Source organism: Paraburkholderia hiiakae (assembly GCF_904848665.1).
Classification (GTDB): Bacteria; Pseudomonadota; Gammaproteobacteria; order Burkholderiales; family Burkholderiaceae; genus Paraburkholderia; species Paraburkholderia hiiakae.
Genome location: NZ_CAJHCQ010000001.1, coordinates 876269 through 897108, shown reverse-complemented (window position 1 = coordinate 897108; position 20840 = coordinate 876269). Strand labels below are relative to the sequence as shown.

Annotated in this window: 20 protein-coding genes; 13 read left to right on the top strand and 7 right to left on the bottom strand. The window is 62.5% G+C overall.

The genetic code is table 11. The features are described from left to right. Position 1: 1 nt before the first annotated feature. The 4 genes from JMY28_RS03900 to JMY28_RS03885 are packed head-to-tail and all read right to left on the bottom strand — an operon-like array spanning position 2 to position 4152. Positions 2-2350 (bottom strand): ATP-binding protein, encoded by a 2349-nt coding sequence (locus tag JMY28_RS03900; RefSeq protein ID WP_236596669.1) that lies wholly within the window; start codon positions 2348-2350, stop codon positions 2-4. A gap of 19 nt (positions 2351-2369) precedes the next feature. Then, a complete protein-coding gene (locus JMY28_RS03895; protein ID WP_201694559.1) occupies positions 2370-3563 on the bottom strand; it encodes a DNA cytosine methyltransferase in 1194 nt (397 codons plus the stop codon). Next, positions 3556-3966 (bottom strand): very short patch repair endonuclease, encoded by a 411-nt coding sequence (locus JMY28_RS03890; protein ID WP_201694558.1) that lies wholly within the window; start codon positions 3964-3966, stop codon positions 3556-3558. Before JMY28_RS03890 ends, JMY28_RS03895 begins: the two co-directional genes overlap by 8 nt. Next, on the bottom strand, positions 3967-4152 hold the full coding sequence (locus tag JMY28_RS03885) for a ribbon-helix-helix protein, CopG family (protein ID WP_201694557.1): 186 nt from the start codon (positions 4150-4152) through the stop codon (positions 3967-3969). It abuts the gene before it with no gap. Between the two features lie 1377 nt (positions 4153-5529). Between JMY28_RS03885 and JMY28_RS39490 the strand changes: the two genes are divergently transcribed. From JMY28_RS39490 to ggt, 6 genes are all read left to right on the top strand, one after another. After that, positions 5530-5640: a SymE family type I addiction module toxin gene (locus tag JMY28_RS39490; RefSeq protein WP_407945462.1), complete on the top strand. Its 111-nt coding sequence runs from the start codon at positions 5530-5532 to the stop codon at positions 5638-5640. Positions 5641-5846: 206 nt separating this feature from the next. After that, a complete protein-coding gene (locus tag JMY28_RS03875) occupies positions 5847-6530 on the top strand; it encodes a GntR family transcriptional regulator (RefSeq protein WP_201694556.1) in 684 nt (227 codons plus the stop codon). Positions 6531-6583: 53 nt separating this feature from the next. Beyond that, positions 6584-7402, top strand: coding sequence for an ABC transporter substrate-binding protein (locus tag JMY28_RS03870; protein ID WP_201694555.1), 819 nt, complete (start codon positions 6584-6586; stop codon positions 7400-7402). Positions 7403-7417: 15 nt separating this feature from the next. Next, positions 7418-8185 carry an amino acid ABC transporter permease gene (locus tag JMY28_RS03865; RefSeq protein WP_201694554.1) on the top strand — a complete coding sequence of 256 codons (768 nt, stop codon included), beginning with the start codon at positions 7418-7420 and terminating at the stop codon, positions 8183-8185. A 1-nt stretch (position 8186) separates the two neighbouring features. Then, on the top strand, positions 8187-8987 hold the full coding sequence (locus tag JMY28_RS03860; RefSeq protein WP_201694553.1) for an amino acid ABC transporter ATP-binding protein: 801 nt from the start codon (positions 8187-8189) through the stop codon (positions 8985-8987). 70 nt (positions 8988-9057) lie between these two features. After that, positions 9058-10650, top strand: coding sequence for a gamma-glutamyltransferase (ggt, locus tag JMY28_RS03855; protein WP_201694552.1), 1593 nt, complete (start codon positions 9058-9060; stop codon positions 10648-10650). Positions 10651-10694: 44 nt separating this feature from the next. Here ggt and JMY28_RS03850 read toward each other — a convergent pair whose 3' ends face one another. Beyond that, positions 10695-11141 carry an SRPBCC family protein gene (locus tag JMY28_RS03850; protein ID WP_201694551.1) on the bottom strand — a complete coding sequence of 149 codons (447 nt, stop codon included), beginning with the start codon at positions 11139-11141 and terminating at the stop codon, positions 10695-10697. Between the two features lie 148 nt (positions 11142-11289). On the opposite strand from JMY28_RS03850, the gene JMY28_RS03845 reads away from it, so the two are divergent. Continuing rightward, positions 11290-11583, top strand: coding sequence for a hypothetical protein (locus JMY28_RS03845; protein WP_201694550.1), 294 nt, complete (start codon positions 11290-11292; stop codon positions 11581-11583). A gap of 262 nt (positions 11584-11845) precedes the next feature. On the opposite strand, the gene JMY28_RS03840 is transcribed toward JMY28_RS03845, so the two are convergent. After that, entirely contained in the window at positions 11846-12154 is a 309-nt protein-coding gene (locus JMY28_RS03840) for a DUF4148 domain-containing protein (RefSeq protein ID WP_201694549.1), read from the bottom strand. 274 nt (positions 12155-12428) lie between these two features. Here JMY28_RS03840 and JMY28_RS03835 point away from each other — a divergent pair, with 274 nt between their 5' ends. From JMY28_RS03835 to JMY28_RS03815, 6 genes are all read left to right on the top strand, one after another. Beyond that, the gene (locus tag JMY28_RS03835) at positions 12429-12683 is read left to right on the top strand and encodes a BufA1 family periplasmic bufferin-type metallophore (RefSeq protein WP_201694548.1); all 255 of its coding nucleotides are present in this window, start codon (positions 12429-12431) and stop codon (positions 12681-12683) included. Between the two features lie 40 nt (positions 12684-12723). Continuing rightward, positions 12724-13572: an MNIO family bufferin maturase gene (gene bufB, locus JMY28_RS38855; protein ID WP_236596668.1), complete on the top strand. Its 849-nt coding sequence runs from the start codon at positions 12724-12726 to the stop codon at positions 13570-13572. Then, positions 13569-14348 (top strand): HvfC/BufC N-terminal domain-containing protein, encoded by a 780-nt coding sequence (locus JMY28_RS38850; RefSeq protein ID WP_236596667.1) that lies wholly within the window; start codon positions 13569-13571, stop codon positions 14346-14348. The genes bufB and JMY28_RS38850 overlap by 4 nt, the downstream gene beginning before the upstream one ends. Before the next feature lie 329 nt (positions 14349-14677). Further along, positions 14678-16192, top strand: a complete 1515-nt coding sequence (locus tag JMY28_RS03825) for a sensor domain-containing diguanylate cyclase (RefSeq protein ID WP_201694547.1) — start codon at positions 14678-14680, stop codon at positions 16190-16192. A gap of 90 nt (positions 16193-16282) precedes the next feature. Beyond that, on the top strand, positions 16283-16906 hold the full coding sequence (locus JMY28_RS03820; RefSeq protein ID WP_201694546.1) for a DUF2239 family protein: 624 nt from the start codon (positions 16283-16285) through the stop codon (positions 16904-16906). Positions 16907-17293: 387 nt separating this feature from the next. Next, positions 17294-18598: a solute carrier family 23 protein gene (locus JMY28_RS03815; RefSeq protein WP_201694545.1), complete on the top strand. Its 1305-nt coding sequence runs from the start codon at positions 17294-17296 to the stop codon at positions 18596-18598. 86 nt (positions 18599-18684) lie between these two features. On the opposite strand, the gene JMY28_RS03810 is transcribed toward JMY28_RS03815, so the two are convergent. Next, positions 18685-20352, bottom strand: a complete 1668-nt coding sequence (locus JMY28_RS03810) for a Na+/H+ antiporter (RefSeq protein ID WP_201694544.1) — start codon at positions 20350-20352, stop codon at positions 18685-18687. Positions 20353-20840 lie beyond the last annotated feature (488 nt).

The following is a 20840-nucleotide window of genomic DNA, read 5'->3' as shown; positions in this document are numbered from 1 at the left end:
CTCACAGGCTTCCGTCCTGACCAAGCAACCGAACGGACAGCGTCGCGCGAATTATCTCATCACGGTCGCAGCGGTCGAGATCCCGGGGGCTCTGCGACGCGAGCCACACTGCATCAGCCAAATACGAGTCGTAGCGCTCCAAGACGCGCTCACGTGCCTCCTCATTCACTTTCGCGTCGCCGTATTCTAAAGAGGAATACGGCTGCGCCCAAAACTTGCCGTCGAAGAATAACGCTGGATGACTGCGCACGAAATGACGGATGTCCGATACTTCCGCGTAGGCGAGAAATTCCCCCGAATCGATTACGACTTGAGCGCCACTTATACCGACTGACGCAATCTTGCGCCGAATCTTCTCTTGAGCGGACTGAGGTAGTTCAGCAAACAGGATATTGAAGAGCCCTGCGTCGCCAGCCACATCGATGGATTGAGCAATTTCGCGTAGCGCTTTGTCGGCGAAGGCAATAATGCCCTTTGGATCAAGCTTCGAATCATCTGCATACTCACCCCGAAAGTCCGAAAGAATTGTTGCAAACACGGCCGAGTCGGGGCTTGCCTCCTTCAGAAATTCGTATGTCTTGAACGCCAACTCAGCTAGCACCGCATCCATCGGTGTCATCGTGACCGAACGGAAAACAGGATGATCTGGATCGAAGAGGAAAAGGAACGTCCGTGTTCCCGGATCTTCAATCTTTAGCACCCAAGGAGCCTTGCGAGGCAGGTCTGGATCATTCGCTGTCACCATGAAAGCCTCGACGGTGAACTCGACCTTCAGCAGCGGATGCTTGTACACTCGCGACAGCTCGTGCAGCTTCTGCCGAGTTGGAGCGACGGAAGTACCGCCGGCGTCGCCAGCAGCAGGCGGTGGCACCTCTGGTCCGGTTCCGGTAGGCGCGGGAGCAATATTATCGTCATCAAGAAAGCCGTCTGGAACAGCTGGGGATGCCGAGCCCGGCCCTGTCGCCGTCGGCGTAGCGCCCACGACGGCTCGATCCTCCTCCTCGACGAGTTCATACCACTTCTCGTCTGTTTGATAGTCGGGATCGCCTTTATGGAAAAGATCGGCCATTTCAATGGCCCGTTCGTTATTCTTTACCGCAAGAACACGAGACCAGCGTCCGGTTTTGCCTTGAGGGCTGCTACGACGGAATGCCTGGAATAAACGATAGAGAGGAGCAATTTGAGGCTCATATCCAAGCGCTTTCGCTTTTTGCGGCTGCAACGGGCCTTCCCCTCTGACGAGGCTTACCATCTCGGCCCATGAGGTGTCATCTCGCTCGAACCGATCTTTAGTGTAACTGACCCGACAATGGTCCAAATGAATTTCCCCGATAAAGCGACCACGATTTCGCGGATCATCAATCGGGTACTCTCTTTCAGGTCTTTCATCGCCGTTCCAAACAAACAGATCTTTGTTTTGAACCTCGATGACACGTCCATTGCGGATAATGTCAATGCCGAAATCTTCCTCGTGCACGTATCTCTGCAGTCCTACCCAGCCATGCAATCGACGCTTGATCTCAATTATCTGGCACTCCGGCCCGGCTGTGGGACAAGTTTGCGGTCCGTGAAACGACAGCATGCAAGTTAGGCAATAGTTCCTTGCAGGAAGCTCGAAATCAAAAGGCTCCACGGCATGCACCGGCTTTCCGTCACCGCTCAAAACCGATCTATCCGGGTCCCAATGGCAAGGGCGCTTCGCCTGTATGTTCTGAGCGTTCAACTGAAGAGAAAACGCCAAGTCCTTCGACAGCAACAAAGGAGCATATACACGGGCTAATTGCCGGCGGATCTTGTTATGATTTGCACCCTTCGAAAAAAATACGCGTTGATCCGCCTTAAGCCGGAGAATCTTAATCTCGGTGCCATGAGCCGCTGGATCGTGCTTCGGCCTCGCCAAGCGAGGAGTCAAATAGGTGCGCGTCCGGCGTAGTTCCGTCAAATCGATTCGCAAGCCGGTCCACTCGTTGTCGCCCGCCCGTGTTGTGTAGACCTCCGTCACCATGCCTAGCCGAGCGGTGGCTATATTGAAGCCCATCCCGAACAAGCCGAGATTATCCACTGGATTGTTGCCGCTCCAACCGGCGCGCACGGCGCGCTCCAATTGCTCCAAAGTCATGCCTGGACCGTTATCACGTACAGATATGCTCGCGTCTTCCCTATCCTGCGTCGGAAGACTAATCACAACTGACGGCGCCGCAACAGGCACTTCATCACGACGTGCATTGATGAACGCATCAACGCTGTTGTCAATAAGCTCAGCGAGACATTTCCATTGGTCGAGATTTATCTCGCCAAGAATCTGTAACACTCGGGGGTCGGGTGTAAGGTCGAATTCAGCGGTGGTCACGGCGGTCCTCGTCTTCTTATCAAGCGATGTACTTCGCGTTATTGTTGTCACATGCTGCTGCCAAGCTCGCGGCTACTGAGTTGGCTACTACTTCGGCCAACCTCACAGGCACTGCATTGCCTAGTTGACGCATTGTCTGACTCCAAGAGCCATGAAATTCATATTCGTCGGGAAACGTCTGGAGCCTCGCTGCTTCACGGACGGTGAAGTAGCGCACCGAACCATCGTCTTTGATAAACATGTTCTCGCCGCCTGGGACGCCGTGATAGCCGGCCTTCAACGTCTTCGCAGGTTCGTCGAGGAGGCTGCCAGTGTGCCCGACATACGTTCGGGCACCAGGGGTGAAGACGTGGTTTGCTATCCCGTTGTCGTGATGAACCTCCGGATCAGGCAGGTTCAGTAGCGCGTCGCGCGTAGTGCGCCAACGCGTAACCTCGAGAAAGGACGGATTTGCCCGAATTCGGTTTATCCGTTGCGCAACGCGCTGTGGCGCATCGGTCCTCTGCTTTCGGCCAATTTTATGTTCGTCCCAATAAGTCCCATCGATCCACTTGGAGATAAGCAATGCATCTTCGGAGTGAGTCTTCTCCGGGAAGGACCAGTGAGCACCGATATCCGAACGGAAGCCCACGAAAAACACACGTTCGCGCTTCTGGGGCACCCCGTAGTTGGCCGCGTTTAATACATCAAAAAGGACGTTATAGGTCGGCGCCCCATGATTGCCTGAGTGATGTTGCTCGAGCCGCGCTCGGTGCTGTATCCAGTTTTCACCTTTGTGACGCGAAAGCTCTGGATACTGCAGCTGAAGGTGAATATATGAAAAATATGAAGCGAAACTTTCTCGGGTCAGCCCTTTGACGTTTTCAAAAATGAAAGCTTTCGGCATCAACTCCCGAACCGCCCGGACCGCCTCGGGGAACATATTCCGGTCGTCACGTTGCGCTTGGTGCTTACCGCCCATTGAAAAAGGCTGGCACGGCGGACCTCCAGAGACGACAGCAATATCCGCATTCAACGCACGAAAATTAAAGCCACGCGCGTCGACCTCGTGGACAGGCCACCCTTCGACCGAGTGGGCATGATGTCGTTGATTTTCGCGGAAGGTCTCGCAAGCATCGTGATCCCACTCGACCACTGCCGCATGCTGGAAGCCGGCATTCGCCATACCGATTGCGAGCCCACCCGCCCCTGCGAAAAGCTCAACGCTACGCATCGAGAAATTCCTTTATTTTGTTTGTTAGTACCGCGACGTCACCAAGCTCGCATTCCCAAACTACAAGCACGCCCCAATTGGCATCGCGGAGCGATCGGTCATTTTTAAGATCACGTAGTCTGTTCGACTCAAGCTTCGGCAACCAAAATTCTTCACGTGACTTCGGCAGCCGTGCCAGCGCGCACCCGGGATGCCGGTGCCAAAAGCAACCGTGGACGAAGATGACCTTCCGTCTTGATCGAAACACCAAATCTGGCTTGCCCGGTAGATCCTTCGCATGTAGCCGATACCTGTAGCCCATTGAGTAGATCAGCCGCCGGACCAGCATTTCGGGCTTGGTGTCGCGCGATCGCACACAGCCCATGATTTCTGATCGGCGCGACGGGCTGACACTGTCCACCATCTACTTTGTCTGCGTTAGCAGAGGCCACTGATCCGCCACGTACTTTTCTGCCGCCTCTCGGATAACCCAAGCTAACGACACTTTCTTGTCCCGCGCGATCTGCTCCAGCTCGGCGTGAAGAGCGGGCGGAAAACTGACGGAGGCCCGAACCGCTTGCGGGTCGGATCGCCCAGTTGTATTCCTCATTGCTCGGTCCTTATGAGAGGTGCACCACTTTACACCAGTTTGGTGCACGAAGGGGGCAATCGCCATGAGTGATCTACGTGCTCACCGTGGAACGGTGGGCGACAACGCACCAACGACGCAATTTCGACGCTCTCCCAACATATAGCGGCGGGCCGGCGTGATGCGATAAGGACATCGACGCAGTAACAGCGCAAACACGACGCATTTTTGACTCATTCACGCGCCGGGGGCGGCTCGTCGTTTCCACTGACGGCTAACATGCGGACCGACCGGCCATGTGCTCCAATTCTCTTGACGCGCTCTATAAAGGATTCTGCGAACCGAGCCATGCCCGAGCGGCCTGGACTAGGTGCGACGGACTGAGAATGAAACAACTGCACCGCGCGGCTGGACTTGCGTACATTATGGGCTGCCTCGCGCCACGGCCGAGGAGCCAAGATCGATTGGAGGATTGGCACTTTACTTGCACCTTGCATTGGTCGCGTGCATTGTCGGTATACTCGGTTTCGACGCGCAGCTCTGATCTCGTCAGGAGAGGCAGACACATGCCGGCGCACCGACCACAACGTGGTCGCGTGCGGATTTGAAGAGGAGCTTGGGGTACGTTTTCCCAGCTGTGACTGCAGCACTGCCGCGATAGCAGGTTTGCGACGGTCGACCCAGTCGAAAACGGTCGTGAGTTTGATTGACCGTTTCAGGGAGTTCGCGCCAAGTCCCCCCGTGGGGGCATTTTTGGAATTACGGCAAGCCTCTCTTACGCACCCTACGTGCCTCAGCAAGATTGTTCGATCCTCATCCGCCCACCAAGATTTCGTTTAAAAAACAACGCACTACGTCTTACGATGTAGTGCGTTGTTTTGCATTCTGGCGCAAGTCTTTGCATATCGCGTGTGGCAGATTTGTGGCGCCACCCTCGACTTCCGGCATCGCATCGGTGATTGGTAGAAATCACCTCGCGACTCTACCGAGACTCCCGCGACCGTAAGAGTCAACCTTGCAGGCATCAGCCAATCAACGTCGCCGTGTGCACAGATGTGACAGGCGCAAACAAAGGGGCAATGTCCATGCAGGCACTTCTTAACTCGTTCAACTTGCGGCATGGCTTCGCAAATCGATCGCGAGCGTCCGTAACGACGCGACTCGAAACCCACAATCCTTGCCCCAGTCTGTCGTTTGCCTAGCACGAAACGGTGAGCGGCCCCAGGTAAACAGTGCCATGATGTAAGCGAGTTTTCGGCGGACTTTTCACTGGGAAAGGAGCCGTGCGATGAAACGCAATCTTAATGCATCGCACGCTCGTCCTGAGCGTCGCGTAACCATTCAGCAGTCTTGGCGGTACCGCAGCCTCAGCGCGCGGACAAGAACTGAACCACCGCATTGCCATGGCTCAAGCTAGCCGGTCGCTGGCTCGAACTCGCAGGTTTTGAAGCAGGCCAGCGCGTAAGAATCACGGTGGAGGACAAAAGGCTTGTGATCACACCGGACTGATCCGCACCGCGGACCAAAGCCCGCACCACTCGAAGAAGGCCACGAATCCAGAGGGTTCGTGGCCTTCACGCCTTCTACGGCCACATCCCCGACCACGCTCATCTCATACAAGCCAATCTTTTTTGAAAGACTGGATCCAAAAATCCACTCGTAGTAACCTGCCTCACAACCGCAACCTAAGCGACGTCCTCCCGCACCGCACAAAAATGCCTGCCACCAACGTCCGCAGCACCGCCGCCCTGGCCTTAACCGCCGAAGAAGAGGCCTACCGCTTCCTCCTGGAAGCCATCATCGAAGGCCGCTACGCCGCAGGCCAGCGCATCGTCGCCGAGACAGTTGCCGAAGAACTCTCAATGAGCCGCATGCCAGTACGCGCAGCGCTCAAAAGGCTCCACGCAGAAGGCCTGATCATCCAGCGCCCCAACCGAGGCGCAATCGTCCGCGGCCTCACGGTAGAAGAAGTCCAGGACATCTTCGACATGCGCATCGCGCTCGAATGCCTGGCCATGCGCGTAGCCGCCCCACGCTGCACCGAAGCGCACCTAACCAGGCTCCAGCGGCTCTTAGAAGACATGGACGCCTGCGTAGGCGACACAGACACCTGGGTCCAACGCCACTGCGCGTTCCACGAATACCTGTGCGAAATCAGCGGCCGCACGCGCCTTTACCAGCAAATCCACTCGCTCTACACGCTGATCGAAGGCCCCATGCGCCTGTGGATCGAGCAAGCCACCTTCAGACGCAAACGCGCGCGCGACGCCCACCAGATCCTCATCGACGCACTGCGCACCCGCGACCCCGCGCAAGCCGAGCAAGCGCTACGCGAGCACCTCGAATCAACCGTTCCCCAGATCATCAAGTTCCTCGAATCGCCCGCGTCACAAAGATGACGCGTCGGCGTCCTAACTGTCGTCGTACCTCACTCTCAGCCAGGAGCCTCTCGATGTCAGCAAAACAGTTCAAGCGTCTTCGTCTCGCCGCCTGCGCAGGCTTTGCGCTCCTCGCACAGGTTGCCGGCGCCTCCGCGGCGCACGCCGCCGATCTGGGTCTCGTGAAAGGCGGCACGCTCACGTACTGTTCGAGCATGGACGCGCCCCCGCTCGCGTCCTACGACGAGAATCAGCAGCCGCGCGGCTTCTCCGTCGACGTGGCGCAAGACGTCGCGAAGCAGCTCGGCAATCTCAAGGTCGAGTGGAAGGTCATGTCCTTCAGCGGGCAGATTCCGGCGCTGCAGGCGAAACAGTGCGATCTCGTGATCGGCCAGCTCTTCGACAAACCCGAGCGTCGCCAGATCATCGACATTGTCGACTACATGTATTCGAGCCAGTCGATCATGGTGCCGCGCGGCAACCCGCGTCACGTGCGCTCGCTCGACGATCTCTCTGGCATGAAGGTCGCGGTGCTCAATGGCACGACCATCGGCACGCTGCTCGATAAGGAAAACGAGAAGCTCAAAGCCGCAGGCAAGCCGCCCATGAACATCGTTGTCTATAGTTCGGATGCCGATGCATTTCAGGCCTTCCGTCTGAATCAGGTCGATGCCTACGGCACCACGTCGGAAACCGCCGCGCACTTCCAGCAAGTCTCGGGCGACATGTTCGAGGAGGCGGTGCAGGGCTTCAATCGCATCGCGACCGGCATTGGCGCGCGCAAGGGCGAGCCGCTTTCTCCGGCGGTGGCGAAGGCCGTGGCCGATCTCGTGAAAAGCGATCGCTACAGCAAGATGCTCGGAACCTGGAAGCTCGAAAACGATCGCCTGTGAGCGCGGAGTGACGCCATGAATTTCAGTTGGGAAATCTTCCGGAAATTCCTGCTCGACCCGAGCCCGGCGTATCTGCACGGCTTGTGGCTCACGTTCTCGATCAGCGCCTGCGCGATCGCGTTCGGCGCCACGCTCGGGCTTATCGTCGCGCTTATGCGGCTTTCGTCGAGTTTGCCGGTGCAGTATCTCGCACGCGGCTATATCTGGGTCATGCGCGGCACGCCGTTGCTCATGCAGATCGTGTTCCTGTACACCGCGTTTGCCGCGGCGAACATCTTTCACTTTCACGATCTCGACTTCGGCATCATCTCGCTGCCTGGCAATATTCAGGCGGCCGTCCTCGCGCTCGGCATGAATTCGGCGGCGTATCAGGCGGAGATCATTCGCGCGGGCTTGAGTTCGGTGGACAGAGGCCAGTACGAAGCTTCACGCTCGCTTGGCATGACTTCGGTGCTGCTCATGCGCCGCGTCGTGCTGCCGCAAGCGTTCCGCGTGATCGTGCCGCCGCTCGGCAACGAGTTCAACGTCATGCTGAAAAACACTACGCTTGTGAGCGTGATCGGCGTGCCGGAACTGCTGCTCAGCACGCAGATGATCACCTCGGTGAACTTCCGCGTGTTCGAGCTGTATCTCGTGCTCGGCATTTACTTCCTCGCGCTCACCACGCTCTGGGGTTTCGTGCAGCGTCGACTCGAAGCGCACTTTGGCCGCGGCGAGGCGAAGCCGGCTGCGAATACGCGTCTGTTCGGCGCGCAAACGATGAAACTGCTGCGAGGTCGTTGATATGAACGAAGCACGCGAAATCGTTATCGAAGCGTCGGACATTCACAAGTCGTTCGGCGCGACCAAGGTGCTCAATGGTATTTCGTTGAGCGTCGCGAAGGGGGAAGTGGTAGTGCTGATCGGCTCCTCGGGGTCGGGCAAGACCACGTTCATTCGCTGCCTCAATCTGCTCGAGTCGTATGACAGCGGGCGGGTGCGCGTGAACGGTCATCTGCTTGGCTATGTCGAGCGCCCGAACGGCACGCTGGTGCGCGATTCCGCGCGCCAGCTCGCACGGCAGCGCCGCGATATCGGCATGGTATTCCAACGCTTCAATCTGTTTCCGCACATGACGGCGCTGGAGAACGTGATCGAGGCGCCCATTCACGTGCTGAAGATGCCGCGCGAAGAAGCGATCAAGCAAGCGAAAGCGCTAATCGCGCGCGTGGGTCTTGCCGATCGCGCTGACCACTATCCGTCGCAGCTTTCCGGCGGCCAGCAGCAGCGCATCGCCATCGCGCGTGCGCTCGCCATGCAGCCGAAGGTGTTGCTCTTCGATGAGCCCACCAGTGCCCTCGACCCGGAAACCGTAGGCGAAGTGCTGCAGGTGATGAAAGAGCTTGCGGAAGACGGCATGACGATGGTCGTCGTCACGCACGAAATGGGCTTCGCTCGCGAGGTGGCCGACCGCGTGGTCGTGCTCGACCAGGGCGAGCTGATCGAAGAGGGGCCGCCCGAACGCATCTTCACCGCGCCTTCGCATCCGCGTACGCAGACGTTCTTGAAGCGCACTTTGCGCACTGCAATGCCCGCGTCCGCGTAGTAGACGTAGCCACCATGCTGCGTCACTTGAAACACAACATCATCAGGACACCAAAAAGGAGAACGCTTCGATGCGTAACTTCGAAACGCCGGGCCGCTCGCTCGTTATGGCTCGCAATGGCATGGCCGCGACCTCGCATCCGAGCGCGACGCTCGCGGCCGTGCAGATTCTCGCCGCCGGCGGCAACGCCATGGACGCCGCGATTGCCGCGTGTGCGGTGCAGTGCGTGGTCGAGCCGGGCTCGACGGGCGTGGGCGGCGACTGCTTCGCGCTGTATTCTCGCGGCGGCACGGATGACGTAATCGCCTACGACGGCTCAGGCTGGGCCCCCGCCGCCGCGAGCGCGGAGCGCTTGCGCGCCATGGGCGTGGAGGCAATCCAGCGCCATTCGCCGCATGCGGCCACCGTACCGGGCGCGGTGGACGCATGGACCACGCTCCATCGCGACCACGGCCGCCTGCCGCTGCGCGACGTGCTCGCACCGGCCATCCGTTTCGCGGAAGAAGGTTACGCCGTCGCGCCGCGCACCGCCCATGACTGGGCGGCGGAAGTCGAAACGCTCTCCCGCGACGCCGTAGCGCGCACCACCATGCTCGTGGATGGCGCAGCGCCCCGCGCCGGCTCGACGCACCGTCAGCCACGCCTCGCGAACACGCTGCGCGCAATCGCCGAAACGGGCCGCGAGGCGTTCTACCGAGGCGCCATCGCCGCCGATCTCGTCGCGCAACTTCAGGCGCACGGTGGCTTGCACACGCTGGAAGACTTCGCCGAATTCCGTGGCGAATACGTCACGCCGATCCGCGCTAAATTCCGCGGCTACGACGTGATCGAATGTCCGCCGGCGGGGCAGGGCGTCATCGCGCTGCTGTTGCTTCGTCTGCTCGACAAGTACGACGCCGAAGGCAGCCCGCTGGACCCCGACCGTCTGCATCGCGAGATCGAGGCGGCGAAGCTCGCCTACGCGGTGCGCGACGCCGTGCTAGGGGACCCGCGCCATGGCGCCGTCGATGTCGATCGCCTGCTTTCCGACGACTATGTGGACAAGCTACGCAGCCGCATCGACCTGGAAAGCGTGCTGGACCCAGCCGCTGCGCTCACTCAGGTGGAGCACCGCGACACGGTCTACATCACCGTGGTCGATCGCGACCGCAACTGCGTAAGCTTCATCAATTCGTTGTTCTATCCATTCGGCAGCGGACTGATGGGCAAGGAATCCGGCGTGATGCTGCATAACCGCGGCATGAGTTTCTCTGTCGAGCCCGGTCATCCCAACGCCATCGCGCCGCACAAGCGTCCTTTGCACACCATCATCCCGGGAATGGTCGCGCGCGACGGCCGCGTACAGATGAGTTTCGGCGTGATGGGCGGCCACTATCAGGCGATGGGCCACGCGCATTTCCTCTCGAAGGTGCTGCATTACGGCCTCGACATGCAGGCCGCGATGGATCTGCCGCGCGTCTTTCCGCGCCCGGGCACCGGAACCGTGGAAATCGAATCGACGTTGCCTGCCAACACGCGTGAGGCGCTCGCCGATCGCGGCTTCAAGCTCGTGCCGGCAGCCAGCGCGATTGGCGGCTCGCAGGCTATTCGTATCGATTGGGAGCGGGGCGTGCTGACCGGCGCGTCCGATCATCGCAAGGATGGCTGCGCGCTTGGGTATTGAAGCAGCGCGCGATCAAAAAGAAAGGGGCGCGAGCCCCTTTCTCCCTACTGCTGGATTTCGGCTTCAACGAGCTTCGCGAGCAACGCCAGCGACTCCTGCCAGCCGAGATAACACGCCTCGACCGGAATGATCTCCGGTATGCCTTCCTGCACAACGGTCATTTCCGCGCCGAAAAACACCGCGCGCAATTCCACCGTCGTCTGCATGGCGCCGGGCAGATGCTCATCGTCGAACACACCGGTGTAGCGCAAACGCTCGTTCGGCACGAGCTCGAGGTATTCGCCGCCGAACGAATGACCGTGGCCGGCCGTGAAGTTCTTGAACGACATCCGGTAACGGCCGCCGACCTTCGCGTCGAGCTCATGAACCGTGCAGGTGAAGCCGTTGGGCGGCAACCATTTCACGACCGCGCTGGCGTCGAGGAAGGCGCGATAGATGCGTTCGGGCGGCGCACGCAGTACACGATGCAGGCGGACGGTGTTCGATGCCATGTCTAGCTCCCAGGGTGGTGGATCGCCCTGCAATAGTAGGCCACCCGCCCGGGACCCATCGCCTAAACTTCCCAATACCGAACGCCCGGCCGCGCACCCAGCGGCCGGATAGCCCGCAGCCGCTCATCCGCGGCACCCGGAGGTCACCATGAGCGCTCAACCGCTTGCGATGCATCAGGTCGACTACGAAGGCTTCGAGATCCATGTCAGCGCCACGCCAACCGGAGAGGGCGCGAACGGCTACACCTATACGGCCTACGTCTGCCATCCCGGCGCGAATCCCGCGAAGCCGGGCCAGACGGTTGCCTATCACGCGAACGGCGACGAAACCTGGCGCAGCGAGCAGGATGCGACCGAAGAGGCGGTGCACGTGGGGCGTAGCATCATCGACGGCACGCACCCCGATCTTTCCGTGCTCTCGCTCGTCACTCACGGATTCTGAGCCGGGCGACCGAGCCGCCTTCGCGCGCGGGCCGCATGCGTCGCGAGAGGGAAGGAGGAAAAAGGCCCGGACCGCAGTCCGGGCAAAGCCACCGGATTTCCGGCGGCGGAGGTGTTCGTGTTCGTGGGCGTGCCGTTCGTTCTGCCGCGCGCGTTGCACACGCGGCGCAGAAATGAACAGCGGGCCCGCTCTCTCTCAATCGGGAGAGCGGGCCCGCCAGGCGTCGAACGCGTCGTGCACTAGCACCACGCGTGAGCCGCAATTACTGGCCGAAGTAGGTCGGCTTGATGTTCGGTGCGCGGGTGCCGGACTGGACGCTGCCGTTCGTCGATGCGCCGTAAGCCGTGGCTTCTGCTGCGCCGTTCTGCTGGGCGACGCGCGCCTCGGCAGCTTGCAGGTCTTCCGGGTAGTACGGGCTCGAGAGATTCGGACGGTAGCCGGCCTTTTCCAGTTGGACCAGTTCGGCGCGAACTTGAGCGCGCGTCACGGGCGCCTGCTCGGCTTGTGCGAACGACAGGGCCGGAGCGGCGAGGACGGTAGCGGCGAGTGCAGCAGCAATCAGATTCTTCATGGTAACAACCTCCGAAAATTATGTTGTCGATTCGTAACAATCATGTTGCTCGAACCGTTGACGAGACTTTATTGCAGTGCACTTCAAAGAAAAATGCCGTAATTCATCAAACATATTTACCGTTATTGCAACAATATCGTCGATCTGCGGCGCTCCGACCCGACTACGCGCGGCCTGGTGGGGCAAAATAGGGCGCTTAAGGCCGCGCGTTGCGATGGCTGCGTATCCCAATCGCTTACCGCGAAACCTATTTCGAAGTTCAAGGAGAAACGCCATGAAGAACTCTCTCGGCCGTCAGGCGCTGATTGCCGCGGCGTTGGCGGGTCTTGCGACGGCCGGCGCGGGCGTGGCCCAGGCGGACGACACCGTGAATTGCTACGGCGTCGCCAAGGCCGGTCAGAACGATTGTTCGAGCAAGACCGGCGTGCACGACTGCGCGGGCCAGGCCAAGGTCGATCACGACAAGGGCGACTTCAAGACCATGCCGAAGGGCTCGTGCGAGAAACTGGGCGGCACGCCGGAAAAATGAGCCTTGCGGTTGAGCGGGCGCGCGTAAAGGTAGGCGCACGATGAGCGCGCCAGGCGCACTAAGTGGCGTGGGCATTGGCCTGCGTCACGCGCATTACGAGGCCTTCATGGCGGGGCCGCCTGCCGTCGACTGGATCGAGGTTCACAGCGAGAACTACTTTGGCGTTGGTGGCTACGACCTGCACGTGCTCGAAACCGTGCGCCGCGATTTGCCGGTGAGCCTGCACGGCGTGGGGCTTGGACTTGGCTCCGCTGCGCCGCTCGATACGACGCATCTCGCGAGGCTCGCGCAGTTGGTGGCACGCATCGAGCCCGCTGTCATCTCCGAGCATCTTTGCTGGGGCGCGAGCGCGCAAGGCGCGCTGCACGATCTGCTGCCAATGCCGCTCACGCAAGCCTCACTCGATCACTTGAGCGCCCGAGTCTCGCAGATGCAGGACGCGCTGGGCCGGACCGTGCTGATCGAAAATGTTTCGACCTACGTACGATTTCGCAGCGATACCTACAGTGAGGCGGAATTCCTTGCAGCGCTCGCGCAGCGCACGGGTTGCGGCGTACTTCTTGACGTGAACAATCTCTACGTGAATCAGTGCAACCACGGTGAGGATGCACGGGCGGCCATGGCCGCACTGCCGACGCGGATCGTCGGCGAGATTCATCTGGCCGGCCATCGCGCAACGCCTGCCGCCGTGATCGACGATCACGGCTCGCGCGTCGCGCCGCCGGTCTGGTCGCTGTATGAGGCCGCACTCGAGCGATTTGGCGCGACGCCCACGCTCATCGAGTGGGACACGGCAGTGCCGGCGATCGAGGTGCTGCTCGACGAGGCGCGTCTCGCGCGCGAACGGCTCGCGAAGCACATGCATCGCGCAACGGAGCCGCGCTCATGACTGCGCGCAACACGCTGGAAGCGATGCAGCGAACCTTCGCCGCCGCATTGGACGATCCCAACGCCGATGCGGCGCTAGCCAGCGAGATGCTCCCCGCCGACACAACGCTGCTGCACGAGCGCATGGGTCTCTATCGCGGCAACGCTCGCGCGGCGCGGCGACTTGCGCTCGCGAACGCGTATCCAGTTCTTGCGGCGCTGACCGGCGAAACCTACTTCGATGCACTCGCGCTAGCGTACGCGCGCGCGCATCCTTCGCGCGATGCGGACCTGAACCGCTTCGGTGTGCAGTTGCCTGAAATCGTCGAAGGTTACGAGACCGACGCACGCTACGCGTATTTCGCCGATGTCGCGCGACTCGAATGGGCGTTGCACACCGCCAATTACGCAGCGAACGCCACGCCGCTCAACGCGCAGCAATGGCAAGCGCTGGGCGCAGAGCGTCTTGCGCAATCGCACCTCCTGGTGCATCCCGCATGCGCTGCGCTCGCTTTGCGCTTCGACGCTGTGGCGATCTGGCGGGCGCATCAGCCGGGCGGCGTATGGCCCGAGCGCGTGGATGTGCCGACGTGCGCGCTCGTGGCCCGGCCGCAGTGGCGGCCCACGGTGTTCCTGCACACGCACGCCGCACACGCAGCGTTCGTCGCACTGCGCGACGGCGCCACACTCGACGATGCGCTTGCCCAGGCATTCGACATCGACCCGGCTTTCGACTTCGGTAGGCAGTGGCGCGTGTGGATCGAGGCGCATGCAATCGTCGGCGTGCGCGGCGACTGAGCATGCAGCATGCCAAGCGCATACGCAGCCTCGCCATAAAGTAGAGGAATCCAAACTAACAACGGTTCATCCTCTCGAGTTGCACTTTACTCAGGCGAATAGGCCGCAAAAGCGAGCCCCGCCCCAAATACCGGTTCCGCCGAACCTGCCCGCATAGCGACGTTTCACGCGGCATGCGAGGATGAATGCATACGCACAGCATGCGCCCGCCGGCCGTTGTACACTCGGTTGCGTCCCGGCGCGCGCGGCGCCGGGCATCGTCCGTGGTCGGGCGCAGGCAAGCGCCCGGCAATCGGCGCCACTGCAAGGCCAGCCCCCGAAGACCAGAGATGATGATCCGCCGACCGAACGCCGTGCTTGCTATCGGCATTGCGCTCGCCGCAGTGCTGACGCTGGTCGCCGCATGGGTCATGGCGCAAATGCGGCACGACGCGCTTGCGAGCGCCCGCGCGTCCGCGTCCAACATGGCGCTGCTTTTCGAGCGCGACACCGCCCGCAATTTCGACGTCTACGACCTTTCGCTGCAAGCCGTCATCGACGCCATCGACGATCCGCGTCTCGCCGCACTGCCCGCCGACATCCGCCAGAACGTGCTGTTCGACCGCTCGGCCACGGCGAAGAATCTCGGCGCGATCTTTGTCACCAACGCCGCGGGCGATGTGGTTTTTGATTCGCGTTCGGTACCGCCGCGCGCGGTCAACGTGGCCGACCGCGACTATTTCATCGCACAGCGCGACTCGCCGCACGCGGGGCTCTATCTGAGCCACCCGTTCATTCCACGCGACGGGCCGGCCAACGCGACTATCGGCATGAGCCGCCGCCTCTCGAACCCCGACGGCTCGTTCGCGGGCGTCGTGGTCGGCACGATGCGGCTCGATTATTTCCGCCAACTGTTCGCCGGCGTGAACATCGGCACGAACGGCACGGTGGCGCTCACGCTCGCCGACGGCACGCTGCTCATGCGTCGCCCGTACGTCCCGGAGCTGATCGGCACAAGCGTTGCGGAATCTGTGCTCTTCCGGCACTTCGAGCGATCACAGTCCAGCGGCTTTTTCTCGCTCGGCCCGATAGACGGCGTGCGGCGCTGGTTCGCGCTGCGGCGCGTGGAGGGCTATCCGCTCGTGTTCAGCGTGGCCGTCGCGGCGGACGACATCTACCGTGAATGGCGCGTGCGCGCCTGGATCATCGGCACGCTCACGGCGGTGCTCGACGTCTCGTTGATCGCGCTCGCGCTCATGTTCACGCGCCAGCTGCGCCAGCGCGGCGCGGTGGAGGCGGAGTTGCGCGTGCAGGCGGACACCGATGCGCTCACGTCGCTCGCGAACCGGCGCGCCTTCGAAACCCGTGTGGACCAGGAATGGGCGCGCGCGCGCCGCTCGGGCGGCCCGCTCGCACTCGTGCTGCTCGATGTGGACCGCTTCAAACTCTACAACGACCGCTACGGCCACCTGGCGGGCGACGACGCGCTTGCGGCCGTCGCGCACGCGCTCGGCGCACACGCACGCCGCGCGGCGGACTGTGCTGCGCGTTATGGCGGCGAGGAGTTCGTGCTGCTGCTGCCCGAAACGGGCGAGGCCCAGGCGCTCGCGCTGGCCGAGAAGGTGCGCGCCGCGATCGAGGCGCTGGCGCTGCCGCACGCCGACAGCCCGAATGGCGTGCTCACGGTGAGCGTGGGCGTGGCGTGCACGACGCAAAGCGTGTTCGCCGACTGGCGCGCGCTGGCCGACGCCGCCGACGCGGCCCTTTACACCGCCAAGCGCTCCGGCCGCAACCGCGTGGCGGCATGGCTGCCCGCCACGACCGACGACGCACGCGACGCGGATGTCGAAGACCGCTCCGGCTGACCGTGGTCAAATTTTACCCGGATGATATTGCGTGTCATAATTTACCCGGGTAATATTCGCCCATCATTGGATATCGAGAAGGAGACAGCCATGATGGTGGCGAACGGCTGCACGGCATTTGCGGGTACGCGCTTGATCGCGCGGGGCGCGCCGCTTCAGGTGGCGCTGGCGGTCAAGGCGGAACTCGAGCGCGAAGGAACCGAAAACGGCGCGGCAGTGCTGGTTTTCGACGACCGCGACGCGCGCCCGGTTGAAATCGATCTGCGCGGCACGGAAAAGGACATCGAGGCGCGCATCGCCTCGCAGGCGCGCGGCGAGCAGGACGCAGCCGCGCAGAACGTCATCGACGAAGAAACCCCCGACGACGCCCCGCGCGGCCGCGGCCGCCCGAAGCTTGGCGTGGTCGCTCGCGAGGTGACGCTCCTGCCGCGTCATTGGGACTGGCTCGGCGCGCAGCCGGGCGGCGCCTCCGTCGTGCTGCGCCGGCTCGTGGATTGCGCGCGCCACGCGAGCGAGGCGCGCGAACGCGTGCGCGCGAGCCAGGAAGCTGCGCATCGCTTCATGACCGCGCTGGCCGGCAATTTGCCGAACTACGAGGAGGCGCTGCGCGCGCTCTACGCGGGCGAGCGAAGCCGCTTCGAAGCGGCGAATGCACCCTGGCCGGAGGACGTGCGCGCATACGCGCGGGAATTGGCGGAGGCCGCATTCGGCTGAATGCGGGAGCGGCGGCCGAAGAGCGGCCAAACTGAGCGGGCAAAAAAAAACCGCTCAAGCGGGGGAGCGAGAGCGGAGAAGTCGGAGAGTTTACAACTTACAACCTCAGCGTGGACTTTCATGGGGGTCACGCAGAAAGGAAAGTCTAGATCCGGCATTCCGTCCCGAATATAGGAGGAGTCTTAAACTCCATTCCGCGTTTACTTAAGAGATCGAATCGATGGCGGCCGGCATTGTTTCGGACGCCCGACATCCGGCTTGCCACGCGGATTGCGGCTCCGTACACTCCCGCCTGACTTGCATCAAGGGCGGCCGTTGCTTCGACGCGCGCGCGCCAACAATCAAAACCAGAAACAAGACCGCAAATCACGCCGACAAGAGGAACCCATGTCCGACTCCTACTTCCCCCGCTGGCGCGCGCAGACGGGTGACGCCCGCAGCGTCGTGGCCCCCGACGAGCGCCTCGCCTGGCCGCAGATGTTCGCCATGGGCGTGCAGCACGTCGTCGCCATGTTCGGCTCGACCGTGCTCGCGCCGCTCCTCATGGGCTTCGATCCGAACCTGTGCATCTTCATGTCGGGTGTTGGCACGCTGCTGTTCTTCGTGGTGGTGGGCGGGCGCGTGCCGAGCTATCTCGGTTCGAGCTTCGCGTTCATCGGCCTTGTAATCGCCGTGACGGGCTACGGTGGGCAGGGACCCAATCCCAACATTCCCGTGGCGCTCGGCGGCATCATCGCGTGCGGGGTGGCTTATACGCTGATCGGCCTGCTCGTCTCGGCCGTCGGCACCAAGTGGATCGAAACGCTCATGCCGCCGGTGGTGACCGGCGCGATCGTCTGCGTGATCGGGCTGAATCTCGCGCCCATCGCGGTGAAGGGCGTGAGCGGCTCGATCTTCGACTCGTGGATGGCTATCGTCACCGTGCTCTGCGTGGGCGGCGTGGCCGTGTTCACGCGCGGCACGCTGCAGCGCCTCCTGATTCTCGTCGGCCTCCTGATCGCCTATGTGATCTACGCGATCATCACGAACGGCATGGGCCTCGGCAAGCCGATCGACTTCTCGATCGTCGCGAACGCCGCCTGGTTCGGCATGCCGAAGTTCACCGCGCCCGTGTTCGATCCGCACGCCATGGCGCTGCTCGTGCCGATCGCCGTGATTCTGGTGGCGGAAAACCTCGGCCACATCAAGGCGGTTTCCGCGATGACGGGCTACAACCTCGACCGCTACGTGGGCCGCGCGTTCATCGGCGACGGCCTGGCCACGATCGTGTCGGGCTTCGCGGGCGGCACGGGTGTGACGACCTACGCGGAAAATATCGGCGTGATGGCCGTGACGAAAATCTACTCGACGCTCGTGTTCGTGATCGCCGCGCTCATCGCGCTCGTGCTCGGCTTCTCGCCGAAGTTCGGCGCCGTCATTCAGACGATTCCGGGCCCGGTGCTCGGCGGCGTCTCGATCGTCGTGTTTGGTCTTATCGCTGTGACGGGCGCGCGCATCTGGGTCGTCAACAAGGTGGACTTCTCGGACAACCGCAATCTCATCGTCGCCGCGGTCACGCTCGTGCTCGGCGCCGGCGACTTCTCGCTCAAGCTCGGCGGCTTCGGGCTGGGCGGCATCGGCACCGCCACGTTCGGCGCGATCATTCTCTACGCTTTGCTGCGCCGCAAGCCGGCGCAGGAAGCGGCGGTTTAAGCCTCACCGCTATTCACCGCTCATGCGGCGCCGGTCCTCGGCGCCGCGCTTTCCCTCTCGTTGTTCCGGTCTGCGCAAGCACGTGCTCAATTGCGATTGTGTCCACGCGTCGTCATCGCCGTTTCCGAGAGATCGACTTCGCGCATCAGCTTCGCCAGCGTTTCGTCGTTGATCTGCATCTGGTTGCGCAGCTTGAGCAGCGTCGCGCGTTCGGCGCGCATGCCCGCGAGGCGCATTTCCAGTTCCAGCGCGTCCGAGCGGCGCGCGTGCGCGCTGCGATTGCGGTCGGCGTCGAGCGAGGCGAGGCGCCGACGGTAGGTGTCCATCACGCGCGCGGTCGTGTCGGCGGCATAGGCAGCCTGCGATTCGTCGAGATCCTCGCTCACCTTTTCGTGCACGGCATCGACGGCGCGGATCCCCGCCTGTGCGGCCTGGATGCGCGCCTGGCGCTCCTCGGCCGCGTGCGGTCCCTGTGCGCCGCGCCGCACGCCGCGCAGCAAGAGCGGCAGGCCCACGATCGCCACCAGCAGCGAAGCGAGGATCACGCCCGTCGCGATGAAAATGGCGCTGTCGCGTCCCGGCAGCGGGTTGCCGTTCGCGAGCGCCACGGGCAGCGAGAGCACGCCCGCGAGCGTCACCGCGCCCCGCACGCCCGCCACCGTGGTGATCGCCACCGTGCGCAGGCCCGGCACCGCGTTCGCCACGCCGTGACGCGCGGCGCCGCGGCTCGCCACCCAGCGCAGCAGCCACACCCAGCCAAAGCGCATGGCGTAGAGCGCCGCGAGCACGGCGGCGATATAGCCGAGCAGCCGCAGCATCTGCACGTTGCTCGTGTGGTGCGCGTCGAGCAGCGCCTTGCCGAGAATGCCAGGAAACTGCAGGCCGAGCAGCGTGAACACCATGCCGTTGAAGACGAACTCGATCATCGACCACGTGCTCGATGCGCGCACGCGCGTCGACACCGGTCCTTTGTGCGCGACGCTCGTGTAGTTCATCGTCATGCCGGCGGACACGGCCGCGAGCACGCCGGACACTTCGAGGTGCTCGGCGAACAGGTACGCCGCGAATGGAATCAGCAAGGTGAGCACGACGCCCGGCGCGGGGTCGCCGTCTTCGGTCACGTTGAGAAAGCGCTCCGAAACGAAGCTGAAGAGCCAGCCGATCACCGCCCCCAGCGCGAGACCGCCCGCCGCGATCAGGACGAAGCTGAGCGCCGCCGCGCGCAGCGAAAAATAGCCGGTGAGCGCGGCCGCCACGGCGAACTTGAGCGCGACGAGGCCCGAGGCGTCGTTCATCAGCGCTTCGCCTTCGAGGATGTGCATGAGCTGCGAGGGAATCCTGTCTTTGCCGGCGATGCCCGCGAGTGCCACGGCGTCGGTGGGCGAGAGCACGGCTGCGAGCGCGAAGGCGACGGGCAGCGACATTTGCGGCACGAGCCAGTGCACGAAATAGCCCACGGCGACGACCGTCAGCAGCACGAGGCCGAGCGCAAGCATGAGGATCGCGCGGCGCTGCATGAAGAACTCGCGCTTGGGCATGCGCCAGCCGTCGGCGAACAGCAGCGGCGGAATGAACAGCGCCATGAAGATGTCGGGATCGAACGTGACGTGCGGATTCACGAGCGGAAACGTGAGCAGCGCGCCAATGCCGATCTGCACGAGTGGCAACGGCAGCTTCAGGGGCACGGTGCGCGCGATGACGCCGGACACGGCGACAGCAAGCAGCAAAATGAGAACGGTGAAGAGGATGTCCATCGAAAAACGTAGCGGGGGCGAAACGGGACTATGCGGGGGAGCGCCGAAGAGGGAAGCCTTGGTCTGCCCTCACGCGCGGTACGGCACTGCGTTCTGGCGCGCATTAGAGAGGGGCGCGCCGGTCGAGGAAGAGTTTAGCCTGACGCGTCTGTAAGCCGCCGCGAAGCGCGCAGAGCTTGTGCATGGCGAAGCGCACATTTAGCCCGCATTCGCCTGTGGCAGGGTGCCAAAAATGCGGCAATTTGCCCGCCTGTGTGCGCCACCACCGAAGCAAAGGCGCGAGGAAAGGCGCACGATATCGGTGCACCCTGCAATGCCTCGCACGGTGCATGGCGTGCCCTTTCGCGGCGCACGCGATGGGCGTGAGCGCATTTCCCGATGCGTGCCAGATCGCAGATCGCAGTGCGAGCGAGCACGGACCTTGCTTGATCCCTCCCGTGACGCAATGAAAAGCAGGCTACGGAGGAACGCGCAGGCCGTGCAAAGGT